Below are 13,580 nucleotides of genomic sequence, written 5' to 3'. Positions count from 1 at the left end.
AAACGGGCAACCAACTTTCTAGGTGCAATTTATCTGGCTGCTTCTGTCATCTGGCTCAATTGATGACACGCCCTAGCTTTTTAATAAAATTTGTACTTTTTCTAATTTAATTATTTCACCTTGAGATTTATATATTTCAACAGCTTTATGACAATTTATGTCTCCTAGAAAAAGGGTAGCTTCTCGTGCGTAATATTGATAACTTTGCTTGCAAAAATTCTATATCAATGTCAACATCTGACTCAGTTTTCATCGCTTGAAATCCCATACTTCTGCTGCATTTCCCGTTTACATTTCGAAACAGAACATGTTTGACCTGTGTTTACGTCCTTCAGTACCATTGTAAATAGTAGTATTTAAGACAGTGCCTCATCAACCATCAGCCATCCTATAACTACCCATCAGCACAATTAATCACGGGATCGCTTGCTGTATTCTTCACAGTTTGTTACAAAAGTACAAAGAACTTCTAGAGACCCAAAACCACATGTTCGGCGGACTTACTGGTTTACAAGATCCTAAAGGCACAGATTGGGGGGAGCGGATGCTCAACACAGTCGCCAGCCAAACGATTCGCCACCTGTTTACCCAAAGCGAGTCAGTAGAAGTCTTTGTGCGCTGCTATCCCTCCAGCAAACTGTTGCAAGGCAGCATTGATAGCTTCAAAATGAGCGGTCGTGGCTTGGTGATTCGAAGAGATTTCGCAGTAGAGGAGATGTCTTTTGAAACCGATGCGGTTGCCATTGACTTCGGCTCGGTTTTAAGCGGCAAACTCAGTCTTAAGCAACCTACTCAAGCGATCGCTCAAGTAATATTATCAGAGGCAGGCATCAACCACGCCTTTAATGCGGAACTGGTGAAAAAGCGCCTGCTTAACCTCTCTCTACCATCACTTACAGCATTATCTGGCGGTGAACCAGTCTCATTTACGGAAGTCCAGGTACAGCTATTACCTGAAAATCGCTTACAGCTTGTAGCAAAAGCGGATTTAAACAATGGCGAACTCGTACCCCTAACTATGACCTTAACAATAGGCATTGAAAGGCGACGGCGCGTTTCTTTCAAAGATCCGAAAATTGAACTTGACCAAGTGCCAGAAGCCCAACGGGAAATCTCGCAAACCTTGAGCGTAGCGCTGGTAGAAATTTTGGATAATATGGTTGATTTGGATCGTTTTGACCTTGATGGAGTAAAAATGCGGCTCAACCGATTAGAAACTGAGGGTCAAAAAATTATTTTCAGTGGATATGCTGAGATTGAACGGATTCCAAGTAGTGCTTGATATTTTCATTTCACGCGAAAATGAAAAGTTTTTTGACAAAGAAGAGGGGCTTAATTCCCTTCTTTTTAAGCATGGTTAAGGAGGATCTAGTCTTAACCCAAGCGTATTGGCATATAGAGGCAAATAAAAGGTGGGAGATATTAGCCCTCTATAGTCCCTTTTGTCAAATAAATCTGAAGCCCTTGGTTCAAAAAACCTTGACTCATTTTTGAAAAAATAAAATGCATTTGCAGTCTGAAATCCGAAATCCTTATGTAAAAAGACCTTCAAAATTTCAGCTTATTTTTATCTCTCTAGAGAAATAAAGTAGGGCTAGTCTTTATCGTTTCTTTAGATAGAAGTTATATGAGGAAATGAGCAATTATTCTGGTGGTTATGCAGTCAACCGTACTGTATTGGTAGCTAAAGCTACTTCACTAATATCCTAATTAAGGAGTAACAAACTATGCAAGTTCTCGAAAATAACGCTCTGTTGACCGAATTCTCTGTTGAAGAATCTGCTGCTATCAATGGCGGTAGATCTAATTCTAAAAAGTATCTTAAATACATCCAATTGGCTCAAACCCCTGCTTCTCCAGGTGGTACTACAGTGACCACAGGTGAATCACAAGATGCATGGAACCTCCTAATCGGCTAAATTAGCCGGATCTCGATTAGACAAGTTTAGTTTTGGAGAGATGATGCTCATAGTTATTTGTACAAACCAACTATGAGATGAAGCTCAAAGAAATCTTGTTGCGTGTGAGAAATAGTAGGGTAACAATATTGCTGTTACCCTACTTAATATAGAAAATGGCTAGAAATTTTAAATTCAATCCAAAATTATCTATCTTCCCACGCCTACATATTGGAATCCAGCCCGTATCATTGCTTCGGGGTCGAGGAAGTTACGACCGTCGATGATAACGGGATGGGCCATCAATTTTGCCATCTTCACATAGTCGAGAGTGCTAAACTGCTGCCATTCGGTGACGAGTACTAAAGCATCGCAGCCATCAGCGAGTCTTTCGGCATCGGTTTCTACTAGCACACCAGAAAGCCCATGACGTAGACCTGTTTGAGAAACAATTGGGTCGTAGGCTTTGACTTTGGCTCCCAGTCTGTTTAGCTGCTCAATTAGGTTGAGTGCTGGAGCATCGCGTAAGTCGTCGGTATCGGGCTTGAAGGTCAGTCCGAGTAGTCCGACTGTTTTGCCTTTGAGAATTTTTAGAACTTGTTGGAGTTTTTCCAAAGCAATCAACCGCTGACGTTCGTTGACACTAACAGCGGATTTCAATAGCTGGGCTTCATAACCATAGTCATCAGCAGTGTGAATCAGAGCGGAGACATCTTTGGGAAAGCAAGAACCACCCCAACCAATCCCAGCTTGTAAAAACTTGTTACCAATGCGGGAGTCTAGACCAATACCTCTGGCTACTTGAGTAACATCAGCACCGACGCGATCGCAAATATTAGCAACTTCGTTAATAAAACTAATCTTAGTGGCTAAAAAGGCATTAGCAGCATATTTGATCATCTCTGCCGAACTCAGGTCTGTTGCCAAAATTGGCACAGGGGGTAAAGATTGATCCTCTGCGTACTTGCGTTCCACAATTGGGGCATACAGTTGTTGCATCAAGGCTACTGCTCTTTGACTATTGCCCCCTAGTACAATCCGATCGGGGTTGAAGGTATCGTGAACTGCTGAACCTTCGCGCAAAAACTCTGGATTGCTGATTACATCAAACTGGGCTGTAACCTCAGGTAATTTCTCATCACTAGACACCCCACCTGCGGGTATCAGTGTTTTCTGCCGCTCTGCAATACCATCTAGAACAAGCATCCGCACCCAGTCACCTGAACCAATGGGTACTGTAGATTTATTCACTATGACTTTATAACCACCGTTGAGATTTTCGCCAATCCCACGAGCTACAGCTTCAACATAACGAGTATCACTTTCGCCAGTGGGTAAAGGTGGCGTTCCCACAGCAATAAACAGAATTTCTCCGTGGGAAACTCCAGCAGCAAGATCGCTAGTAAAATGAATCTTCTCTGCATGAATGGCAGACTGCATAATTTCTGAGAGTCCTGGCTCAAAAATTGGGGACTGCCCAGACTTCATTAACTTAACTTTTTCTTCGTTGTTATCTACGCAAATTACATCATGTCCAATATGAGCCAAGCAAGCACCTGTAACTAAACCAACGTAACCAGTACCAATCACACAAACACGCATTTTTTAACTCCTCACTTTTTTGGGATTAGTCTTCAAAAAGAAGTTCTCAATATGACACTTAATACACTGCCAGGAAACTCAGCCACTAAGCATATTAGTTATCGAGGGCGAGCCTGTATGAAAATTCAGAGCGACCCTAGGCGCTTTAGATGGTTGAATTATTGATATCGCTTTGAATGCGATCGCGAAAATCTTCTATTGTCAGTTTTAACCCCTCTTGCAGAGGAATGGTAGGTTCCCAATTTAACCAAGTTTTTGCCTTTGTAATATCAGGCTGGCGACGCCGGGGATCGTCCGAAGGTAGTTCCTCGAACTTAATCTTTGCGTCTGGGTTGATCATATTTTGCACCGTTTGTGCCAATTGTAAAATCGTGTATTCACCAGGATTGCCCAGGTTCATCGGGCCAATGTAGTCGCTATTCATTAGGCGGATGAATCCTTCTACCAAATCGGAAACATAGCAGAAACTACGAGTTTGCGAACCATCACCGTAGACGGTTAAAGGATTACCCCGTAAGGCTTGAACTATAAAGTTGCTCACCACCCGACCATCGTTTTCTAACATTCTCGGCCCGTAGGTGTTGAATATCCGAACAACTCGAATATCAACTTTATTTTGCCTATAGTAATCAAATGCTAAAGTCTCAGCAATTCTTTTACCTTCGTCGTAGCATGAACGTATCCCAATGGGATTGACGCTACCTCGATACTCTTCAGTTTGGGGATGAACTTCTGGATCACCGTAGACTTCACTAGTTGAAGCCAAGAAAAACCTAGCTTTCACACGTTTAGCCAGCCCCAACATATTCAGTGTTCCCATCACGTTAGTTTTAACGGTTTTAACTGGGTTGTACTGGTAATGTACTGGTGAAGCAGGACAAGCTAAATGATAAATTTGATCTACTTCTAACCGAATTGGTTCGGTAATATCGTGGCGGATCAGTTCAAAGTACGGATGACCTAGCCATTTTATTATGTTGCGTTTGTGACCAGTGTAAAAATTATCCAAGCATATTAATTCATGCCCAGCAGTCATTAGTCGGTCGATGAGATGGGAACCAATAAACCCAGCACCGCCCGTCACCAAAATTCTCATAGTTTCCCAGTTACTTACAAATATTTTCAGTAGCTATTGCACTTACTTTTAGATTACCCAGCTTGGGGACAAAAATACAAAACTAAAAAAAGAAGAAGGCTCAATTAAAAAGTGTTGTTGAACCTACTTATTTTTCTACGGATGTAGTTTTGTTATATTTTTACCTTTTTGCTTAAGAATTTAATTAGCAAAATAACAAACTTAGTCTCAAGATTGTCAGTCTCCTGCCTAAAGTTCATCAAATCTTCAACAATATAAAGTATTTTTACGGTTAGTACTGTTCTTTGTTGGATGCAAAGTAGCAGAAATTAGGTTGAAACTCGTCCAATTTCAAGGTCTTACAATTGCCCATATTTTTACAATAGTTAAGCTAGCTCTCTCGTGTTTCCCCTGTATTGCACGAAGCTGGTACTACAAATGCGTGTATTTGTTGCAAAGATTTTTGGAAATTATTATATCCCAAGTCGACTTAAGTTTACTGAACTCTGGCTCATATTATACAGCAGATGTAATGCTAGTAACCGCATTAGAGGTAATTACATTAGTTTGAGTGCGTTGCGGTTCTCCAAGCATGACTATAGAGCAAGTAAGTTGTCTGGCTAATTGGGTTGTGACATCGCTAATGGCTAACCCTCCAGGACTGGTACGATTACGTATAAAAGGTAAAACGACTAAATCATATAATCGTGCTGCCTGCAAAATTGCTTGGGCAACATTTTCATGAGCGATAATTTGAATTTCTGGGGTATTGGCCAAAGCCAATTTAGATACCAATAGGGAGAGATGCGATCGCCTCCAAGCAATTTTACTGGAACTAGTGCGGCGATCGCACACATTCAGCACAGTAATGTGGCTTTGATTTGCCTCAGCCAACATCTGAGCAAATTGCACAGGTTGTAATGTAGGTGCTGTTAAATTTTCTATAGGTACTAAGATGCGCTGAATTTTTTTCGGTGATTCTACTAAACGTGTTACCACTACTGGACAATGGGATGCCCAAAGCACACCATCAATCACATTCCCAAATAAACGCGCTCGTAACCCAGTACGTTTACCCCAACCCATAACAATTAAATTAGCCTTTTGTTCGCGAGCTGCTCTGCTAATTCCTTGAGCAAAGGCATCATCAATTCGCATCACTGGTTCTGCGGTCACGCCCAACGCTCGACTTTGTGCCGTGGCTTTTGTTAATAATTGCTCACTCCGTTGTAGATATGCTTCTAACTGCGGTGCATCCATCTGAGCAGCAGCATTAGCGATCGCAAGCGGTATAATTTTGCCTTTGGACTGACGCGCTAATAACGCCGCCATTTCAATCAAATACTGCTCGGTATGAGGATTATACACAGGTACGACTATAGTAAAAGCACTGGCTGTCTCTGGTGCCTTCTGGTCAGGTAGAGATGGTGCTGAATCTTCCGCTGGTGAGGAAGTCAAACCAACAGCTATTCGACTGGTGATCAACGGTCCCAAAGTTGATGTAACAAGCATTAAGACAATGACACTATGTAATACTTCTATTGGCAGCAACCCAGCCCGATATCCCACTAACGTTGCTGCTAACGTTGTAGCAACCTGGGGAAGTGACAGCGACCACATTGTTAGGATTTCTTGCCACTTATAGCGGTAAACTACTTTTGTCAACAGAGCTGCGAACAATTTACTGGCAATTAAACCGATTATCATCAACAGCGTTAACTTGAGCGTGTCTAGGTTGTTCACAAAGGCGGGTAGATTGATCAGTAAGCCAAGGTCAACAAAGAAAATGGGAATGAACAGCACACTGCCAATAAATACTACCTTTTCTTTGACTGGGCCTTCACCCACAGCTTCATTCACCGCCAAACCCGCTAAAAATGCACCAACAATTTTTTCTACCCCAATCAATTGAGCGCCTACAGCCGCCAGAAACACAGAAAGCAACACAAACAAAAACTTGTTTCCTTCGTCCTCTCCAGACCGCTTGAAAAATTCTTTGCCTACCCAATCAAAGCCTGTTACAACGGCAACAGAGTAAATAGTTAACCAACCCGACAAGATGAGTAGTTTCGCGAAACTAAATGCCCCAGTATGAGCAACCGCTACACAAACGGCTAATATCAGCACTGCGCCAATATCCGTAAAAATTGTAGCTCCAATAGTGACAGTAACAGCTTCGTTGTTTACTACTCCCAAACGGCTGATTATGGGATATGCCAAAAGGGTATAGGAAGCGAATAAAGAGCCAATTAAAATTGAAGTATTCCAGCCATAGCCTAAAACCAACCCGACTAAGGTTCCCATCAGCAGGGGTATACTGAAAGTCAAGCTAGCAAACCCAAAGGCACGACTTTTTTGTCGGCGAAACTGTTCTAGATCAATTTCTAGCCCTGCGACAAACAGCAAGTAAATTAACCCAATATCTGATAATAGGTTAATCATTGGTGAGTCAGACTGGAATAAATTCCAGCCTGAGGGTCCAAGTACTAGCCCTGAGAAAACCAAACCCACTAATGCTGGTAATCTTAGCCGCTCAAACATGATGGGTATAACTAAGATGACCACCAACAAAATAGCAAAGGGAACAATTGGTTCCTTGCCAAGAACTTGGGAAGTTGGTTCCAGAACAAGAACTTGTGATATGAGTTCCATAGGTAGGAATTGAAGGGGCTATGGTAAAACTGCGATTACCTTGGGGGCGATCGCTTGATCGATATAAATAAATGGAGAAGCCACCTGACGAAAAATCAAAAATCTTAACTTACACTAACTAGGCAATTGTCTAAGAACTAACTACCTACGGGTGGATTTGACTCAAAATGAACCGCAAGCGATCGTAGTCGTCTTTAAGTAGCACACTCAAGCTACGTCCAGCTTTAATTAGCCACTCTCGGTCAGCTTTGCGTAACTGGTATACATCTCGAATGGCAGCTGCGGTCAAAGACTCTATTGGCGCACCATTGATACAAAGCAGTGTCCGTAAAAAATCTAGTTCTTCAGTAAATTTAATGATAGCTTCTGGTTCACACCGATAAACAGCTTGATGAATTTGTGGGGGACGTGGTGGTAGATACTGATATACTCTTTGGTTATAACTTTGATTTTGCGAAGATAGTTCAAATCCGACGATCGCAGCCCGGAATTCTGTTCGGAGCATGGCAAATATTTGGGGTTGTTCCTCCCGTAAGTCTTGCAAGGACAACCCCAAAGCTCTAGCCCGGTGTACGGAATCTATGGGCATAGTTGTGGCATAATACACTACAGCATAAATTTTATTGCCAGATTCTTCATCGACAGAACAAACCCAACTACCAAAGGGTGGCATAGAGGGAAAGCTCAAATCTTCCGGTTCCAAACACTGGGCCAAAAATTCGGTACTAGTAGTTTCAATCACCTCCGCAATGTGGTTGGGATGGCGATCGCCAGTGGCAAACTGTGGTAGGGGGAGGCGCATAGTAATTTAGTCATTAGTCATTGGTGAGCCAGCGCGGTCTTCTCCCAAGGGGAGACGCCAAGGGCGATGGGGGTTTCCCCCATGAGTGACTGGCGTTAGCGCAGCGCTAGCGATAGCGCAGCGTTAGCGAGTCATCGAGCGTCGGCACGAGCGTCACCCGTAAGGGTCATTAGCCATTAGTTTTTGCTAAATAACAAATGACTAATGACTAATTTTATTTGGCTTTTTTACGTCCGGCTGTGGTCTCTACGAGTTCCAATTCGCTCAGACGGAAGGTAACTAATTTATCCCAGTTACCACCTTCAAATAATACGGCTACTTTGCCATCACTCAGCCGTTGCACGAGTCCTTCGTAGCGATAATAGGTATCTGCGGGATTCTTGACGCGAACAGTTGCTCCAGGCAGAATCATGTTTTTAGCCTCGCTTGTTTCCTTTTAATAGCTTAATACTTGTCATTAGTCATTTGTCGTTGGGGAAGTGCAAATGACTAATAACCAATGACAAATGACGAATCAATAATACTTCTGTCTTTGTCGAAAATTTGCTACCGATTCTACTATTCCCAAGGAAATGAAGTTGGTCAGCATAGCAGAACGCCCATAACTCATCCAAGGTAGGGGAATTCCTGCCACAGGCGCTAAACCAACAGTCATGCCAATGTTCACAATCAGCTGAAACACAATCATCGACAAAACGCCAATAGCCAACAAAGAACCAAAGTTATCTTTGGCGGTTTGGGCAACATGCAGTAGACGCAAGCAAATTAAGCAGAAGACAAACAGTACTACCAAACAACCAACAAAACCGAATTCTTCTCCCACCGCCGAGAAAATAAAGTCTGTATGCTGTTCAGGCACGAAATTCAGTTGCGTCATTGGCCCCTTAAACAGACCCCATCCCCAAATTTCACCAGCACCAATAGCAATGCGAGATTGGATTAAGTGATACCCAGCACCAAGTGGATCGTGATCGGGGTTCATGAATACAGTTAGCCGGTCTTTTTGATACTCTTTCAAAATATGGTTCCAGGCGAAGACTCCTAATTCACCACCCAGTATATTGAGAGTCCACGCACCGATAGCACCTAAACCAAATCGACGCCAGGGAAGAGTTTGCCAGCCCACAATAGCCATCGCAACTGACCAAATTAGCCCTAATGGGCCAAAAGATAGTTCTTTGAATAAAACTATCGGCTCTGATAAAGGCCAAGATATACTAAACAAAATGGCGGCAACTACAGGAGAAATCATCAGAATTAACCAGCCTGGGTTAGCATTTGCCCAGTAAAGCATTCCTAAGACGATCGCACCAAATACCAGTGATGTTGCTAAATCTGGCTGTAAAAATACCAGTCCCCAAGGTATAGCAGTGATTGCCAGAACGCGGAAAACACCTTTGAGGCTAGAAGCAGTGCGTCTGTGTAGCAAAGCTGCTAAGGTGATGATCATGCCGACTTTGGCAAATTCTGAGGGTTGCACGTTAAACCCTGCGATACTAATCCACCGCTGTGCCCCTTTGGCGCTAGTACCAGCAATCATCACGGCGATTAAGCTGAAGTTCGTGAGTGTGTATGTTACCCAGTGCCATTGCATCAAGAGTTCATAACGGGTGCGAGCTAAAAACAGGGCTATAAGCACGCCGATACCCGCTACCATCCAGTGCCACCACCAGTCAGTTACTGGCTGCTTCAGTTCCGTGCTGAGGATCATGATCCCACCAAAGATACTTACAGCAATCGGCAAACAAAATAGTAGCCAATCTACATACTGCCAGGGCTTGACCCAAGACTTCCAGCGAATTTTGGGGAGCGATCGTTTTAACAACATTGTGCCAGTTTAGACTTTAGCTTTTAGATTTAATTGTTGGGTATTGGGCATTAAAAAAACTTTTCTCTAGTCCCTATTCCCTAATCTCCAGTCCCCATACCCAATTCCTAGTATTCCCAAGCTATAGCCCAAGAAGTAGATAGAAATTAAAATTAACTATGTCAAAGCAGCAACTGATACTTTACCAGCAATAGCAAGAGCGATCGCTGTTAATGCTTTTGCCGAAGCTGAATCTGGATCGCCAACAACTATTGGCACACCACTGTCACCACCAACTCGCGCGGAAATCTCTAGTGGTACGCACCCCAAAAGTGGCACTCCCAATTCTGCGGCTGTTTTCGAGCCTCCACCAGAACCAAATATGTCATACTGCTTATCTGGTTGATCGGGCGGGATAAAATAGCTCATATTTTCCACGATCCCCAATACTGGGACATTCATTTGCTGGAACATCCGCAATCCCTTGCGAGAATCTAACAGGGCTACGTTTTGCGGTGTGGTGACAATGACTGCCCCTGCCATCGGCACTGCTTGGGTTAAAGTTAACTGAGCATCTCCCGTTCCCGGTGGCATATCTACAATCAAATAATCCAGTTCTCCCCATTGCACTTGATAGAGAAACTGGCGAATTACACCATTGAGCATAGGCCCCCGCCAAATTACTGGTTGATCTCGGTCAATCAAAAAGCCCATTGAAACTAATTTGACGCCATGATTAAATGCAGGTTCCAGAATATCACCTGTCTCAGTCGAACGCACTACAATCTGGGCATCAGCTAGACCCAGCATGGTGGGGTCATTGGGACCGTAAATATCAGCATCTAGCAAGCCGACTTTCGCCCCAGTTTGAGCTAGAGCCACTGCTACATTCACCGCCACCGTACTTTTACCGACACCACCTTTGCCGCTGGAAACAGCAATGATATTTTTCACCCCAGAAATGCCAGTGCGGTCGGGCAAACTTTTTTGTTGCGGTGTTTCTGCCGTCACTTCTATGCTGACATCTGTAACACCTGGGAGTTTTTCGACAGCTTTCTGACAGTCTTCGACAATAAATTCACGTAAAGGACAGGCAGGAGTAGTTAACACTAAAGTGAAACTAACCTTACCACCGTCAATTGTGACGTTGCGAATCATATTTAGTTCTACCAGACTTTTGCGGAGTTCTGGGTCTTCTACTGGTCGCAAAACTTCTAAGACAGAGTGGGAATCGAGGACATCGTACATAAAAATTCAAAATTTAAAATGAATAATTACACTTGTGGCGAATTGTGGCGAACATCTTAAGCTATTAAGTGGATGCTTTCTTAAGTAAAGTCAGCTTAGTGTTTTCACTATTACTGCCGTAACAAGACTTAGCAAATTAGATTATTACCTAATAGAATCTTAACTTTCTTTGGGCATGGAGCATTGTTTATTCTCTTTGTCCCCTCGTCTCCCCTAGTCCCCAATCCCAACTCCCCCATACCTAAAAATCAAAACAACTGTCATTAAGGGATTTTTTCTTACCAGATACCGTTGACAATGCCGTCTTTTCTACTGCCTCTACTAAAGACCGTGCTACGCGGTCTGCGTAAGGACGGGATAAAGACCAAATCAGGGGCGATAGCCATCCACGTAGCGTTACAGAATAAGACAAACAAGTACCACAAACTGTTGACTCTACTTGATAAGTCACCCGTTCCTCTATCCCAGGAATCGCCAGCACTCGGATACTCAGCATTTCTCTATGATTGACGCGCTCTACAAAAATCCGGATGGGAATCGGCGAAAAGCGTGTTACAGCATGAAAAATCAATCCTGGTTTTGGTACTAATCCGTAGGGTACGTTAGTACTTTTAAGTAGTGGATGCCAGGAAACATCCGTTAAGTCAGCAACTTTTTGCCACAGTTCATCTACAGAAGCAAAACTAATCTCTCGATACGTCCGCACCAGAGAAGCGCAAAACCGACGACGTTTGCGGTGGATGAATTTGGATAACCAATCTTGCATTTTCCTAATCCTCCTCGCTAGACACTTTCTGGTAACTCTGGTATTGTAGGCAACTACGCTCAGATCCTAAATTAAAACTTTCTCAAAAATGCCCTAAACATAGCAAGCCTCGATTCGGCAAAGATGCCAACAGCAACATAATAATATAGCAAATAAGTTTTGAGCAGACGAGTAAAACCCTTGATACTTAAAGGTTACGAGTAAAGTTTAATGTTTATTCCAGAATATTCTAATTAAAAATTTCAAAAAAAACTCAGTCAATATAATATATAAGCCTATACGCATTTGAGGGAAAATAACTCTAGTGATGCCCATCAATCGTATAAATGCTTAACCAGTAAGAAAAAGCGGGTTGGGCAAATAGAGCTTGATTGTTGGCGCGTGTTTCCCCCAAATTTTAAGATAAGAAATTTGTGGCTTTCTGGAAATTGTAATTTAGGTTCGGGAATCTATGTTGACCAACTCGCAAACACCAACTGTAGCAGCAGAATCATCTAAGTCTTTGCCAGCAACTGACGCTCAGACTAGAGTCAGTCAGTTTATGAAACAACTGCAAGACGAAATTACCGAATCATTGGCAAAACTAGATGGTGTGGCTAAGTTTCATGAAGATAGTTGGGAACGCCCAGAAGGGGGTGGAGGGCGATCGCGCGTACTGCGCGAAGGTGCAATATTTGAACAAGCAGGTGTAAATTTTTCTGAAGTTTGGGGTTCCCATTTGCCAGCCTCAATTTTGGCCCAACGCCCGGAAGCAGCAGGGCACGGCTTTTATGCCACAGGCACTTCAATGGTATTACATCCTCGTAATCCTTACGTGCCCACAGTTCATTTAAATTATCGCTACTTTGAAGCGGGGCCCGTATGGTGGTTTGGTGGCGGTATTGACTTGACACCTTATTACCCTTTTGCTGAAGATGCGGCACATTTACACAAAACATTAAAGCAGGCTTGCGACCAACACCACCCAGAGTATTACCCAGTGTTTAAGAAGTGGTGTGATGAATATTTCTACCTCAAACATCGTGACGAGACACGGGGTGTGGGTGGTCTGTTTTTTGATTACCAAGATGGTCAGGGTGCTTTATATCGCGGGCCAAATCCCGATGGGGAAGCAGCTATTTATAGCAATCAGGTGGGAACACCAGCAACCCGCAATTGGGAAGACTTGTTTGCCTTTGTGCAAGGCTGTGGCAGAGCATTTTTACCAGCCTACGTACCAATTGTAGAACGTCGACATGGGATAGAGTATGGCGATCGCCAACGGAATTTTCAACTCTACCGCCGGGGACGATATGTAGAATTTAATTTGGTTTATGACCGAGGCACCATTTTTGGTCTGCAAACCAACGGACGTACCGAATCAATTCTTATGTCCCTACCTCCCTTAGTGCGCTGGGAATATGGCTATCAACCGGAACCCAATTCCCCCGAAGCCGAGTTGTATGAAACCTTCCTTAAGCCTCAAGATTGGATCAACTGGACACCACCTAAATAGGAACTGGGGATTGGGGATTGGGTATTAGCAAAGATATCGCAGTCCCTAGTTATCAGTCCCTAATCCCCACTCCCCACTCTCTACTCCCTCTTTAAATTGCTACTCAGCATTATTTTGGTGAGTTAAACTACTAAAGGTAAGCACTTAGCAGAAAAAGGTGACAATTTTAGCTATAGCTTGTTAATCTCAAGTGACAGCATTAGAAAATTCTGTAACTGGTTAATCTTAATAGGAA

11 protein-coding genes are annotated in these 13,580 nt (G+C 43.2%); 3 read left to right on the top strand and 8 right to left on the bottom strand.

The genetic code is table 11. From position 1 onward, the window contains the following. Positions 1-487: 487 nt before the first annotated feature. Positions 488-1,282: an LmeA family phospholipid-binding protein gene (locus RM347_RS29950; protein WP_322718189.1), complete on the top strand. Its 795-nt coding sequence runs from the start codon at positions 488-490 to the stop codon at positions 1,280-1,282. A gap of 445 nt (positions 1,283-1,727) precedes the next feature. Next, positions 1,728-1,919, top strand: a complete 192-nt coding sequence (locus tag RM347_RS29945; RefSeq protein ID WP_322718188.1) for a hypothetical protein — start codon at positions 1,728-1,730, stop codon at positions 1,917-1,919. Between the two features lie 189 nt (positions 1,920-2,108). Here the strand turns inward: RM347_RS29945 and RM347_RS29940 are convergent, their stop codons facing one another. The 8 genes from RM347_RS29940 to RM347_RS29905 form a co-directional block, all read right to left on the bottom strand. Beyond that, a complete protein-coding gene (locus RM347_RS29940) occupies positions 2,109-3,500 on the bottom strand; it encodes a UDP-glucose dehydrogenase family protein (protein WP_322718187.1) in 1,392 nt (463 codons plus the stop codon). Positions 3,501-3,645: 145 nt separating this feature from the next. Beyond that, entirely contained in the window at positions 3,646-4,596 is a 951-nt protein-coding gene (locus RM347_RS29935; protein ID WP_322718186.1) for a UDP-glucuronic acid decarboxylase family protein, read from the bottom strand. A 495-nt stretch (positions 4,597-5,091) separates the two neighbouring features. Further along, positions 5,092-7,227, bottom strand: coding sequence for a cation:proton antiporter (locus RM347_RS29930; protein ID WP_322718185.1), 2,136 nt, complete (start codon positions 7,225-7,227; stop codon positions 5,092-5,094). Between the two features lie 145 nt (positions 7,228-7,372). Then, positions 7,373-8,029, bottom strand: coding sequence for an HAS-barrel domain-containing protein (locus RM347_RS29925; RefSeq protein WP_292778930.1), 657 nt, complete (start codon positions 8,027-8,029; stop codon positions 7,373-7,375). 214 nt (positions 8,030-8,243) lie between these two features. Then, complete coding sequence (locus RM347_RS29920) at positions 8,244-8,441, bottom strand: NAD(P)H dehydrogenase subunit NdhS (RefSeq protein ID WP_099099801.1); 198 nt, start codon at positions 8,439-8,441, stop codon at positions 8,244-8,246. A 102-nt stretch (positions 8,442-8,543) separates the two neighbouring features. Next, on the bottom strand, positions 8,544-9,857 hold the full coding sequence (rodA, locus tag RM347_RS29915; protein ID WP_322718184.1) for a rod shape-determining protein RodA: 1,314 nt from the start codon (positions 9,855-9,857) through the stop codon (positions 8,544-8,546). Positions 9,858-10,013: 156 nt separating this feature from the next. Continuing rightward, a complete protein-coding gene (locus RM347_RS29910) occupies positions 10,014-11,084 on the bottom strand; it encodes an Mrp/NBP35 family ATP-binding protein (protein WP_322718183.1) in 1,071 nt (356 codons plus the stop codon). Between the two features lie 241 nt (positions 11,085-11,325). Further along, positions 11,326-11,850: an SRPBCC family protein gene (locus RM347_RS29905; RefSeq protein WP_322718182.1), complete on the bottom strand. Its 525-nt coding sequence runs from the start codon at positions 11,848-11,850 to the stop codon at positions 11,326-11,328. Between the two features lie 451 nt (positions 11,851-12,301). On the opposite strand from RM347_RS29905, the gene hemF reads away from it, so the two are divergent. Continuing rightward, positions 12,302-13,345 (top strand): oxygen-dependent coproporphyrinogen oxidase, encoded by a 1,044-nt coding sequence (gene hemF, locus RM347_RS29900; protein ID WP_322718181.1) that lies wholly within the window; start codon positions 12,302-12,304, stop codon positions 13,343-13,345. Positions 13,346-13,580 lie beyond the last annotated feature (235 nt).

This window comes from Nostoc sp. ChiQUE02 (assembly GCF_034531305.2).
Classification (GTDB): Bacteria; Cyanobacteriota; Cyanobacteriia; order Cyanobacteriales; family Nostocaceae; genus Nostoc.
The sequence above is the reverse complement of the archived record's forward strand: the minus strand, read 5'-3'. Positions and strand labels throughout refer to the sequence as shown.

Coding starts and splice junctions, on each gene's coding strand:
- RM347_RS29905 (WP_322718182.1), bottom strand. CDS start 11,850: ATGCAAGATTGGTTATCCAAATTCATCCACCGCAAACGTCGTCGGTTT.
- RM347_RS29935 (WP_322718186.1), bottom strand. CDS start 4,596: ATGAGAATTTTGGTGACGGGCGGTGCTGGGTTTATTGGTTCCCATCTC.
- RM347_RS29920 (WP_099099801.1), bottom strand. CDS start 8,441: ATGATTCTGCCTGGAGCAACTGTTCGCGTCAAGAATCCCGCAGATACC.
- hemF (WP_322718181.1), top strand. CDS start 12,302: ATGTTGACCAACTCGCAAACACCAACTGTAGCAGCAGAATCATCTAAG.
- RM347_RS29910 (WP_322718183.1), bottom strand. CDS start 11,084: ATGTACGATGTCCTCGATTCCCACTCTGTCTTAGAAGTTTTGCGACCA.
- RM347_RS29925 (WP_292778930.1), bottom strand. CDS start 8,029: ATGCGCCTCCCCCTACCACAGTTTGCCACTGGCGATCGCCATCCCAAC.
- RM347_RS29945 (WP_322718188.1), top strand. CDS start 1,728: ATGCAAGTTCTCGAAAATAACGCTCTGTTGACCGAATTCTCTGTTGAA.
- RM347_RS29940 (WP_322718187.1), bottom strand. CDS start 3,500: ATGCGTGTTTGTGTGATTGGTACTGGTTACGTTGGTTTAGTTACAGGT.
- RM347_RS29930 (WP_322718185.1), bottom strand. CDS start 7,227: ATGGAACTCATATCACAAGTTCTTGTTCTGGAACCAACTTCCCAAGTT.
- rodA (WP_322718184.1), bottom strand. CDS start 9,857: ATGTTGTTAAAACGATCGCTCCCCAAAATTCGCTGGAAGTCTTGGGTC.
- RM347_RS29950 (WP_322718189.1), top strand. CDS start 488: ATGTTCGGCGGACTTACTGGTTTACAAGATCCTAAAGGCACAGATTGG.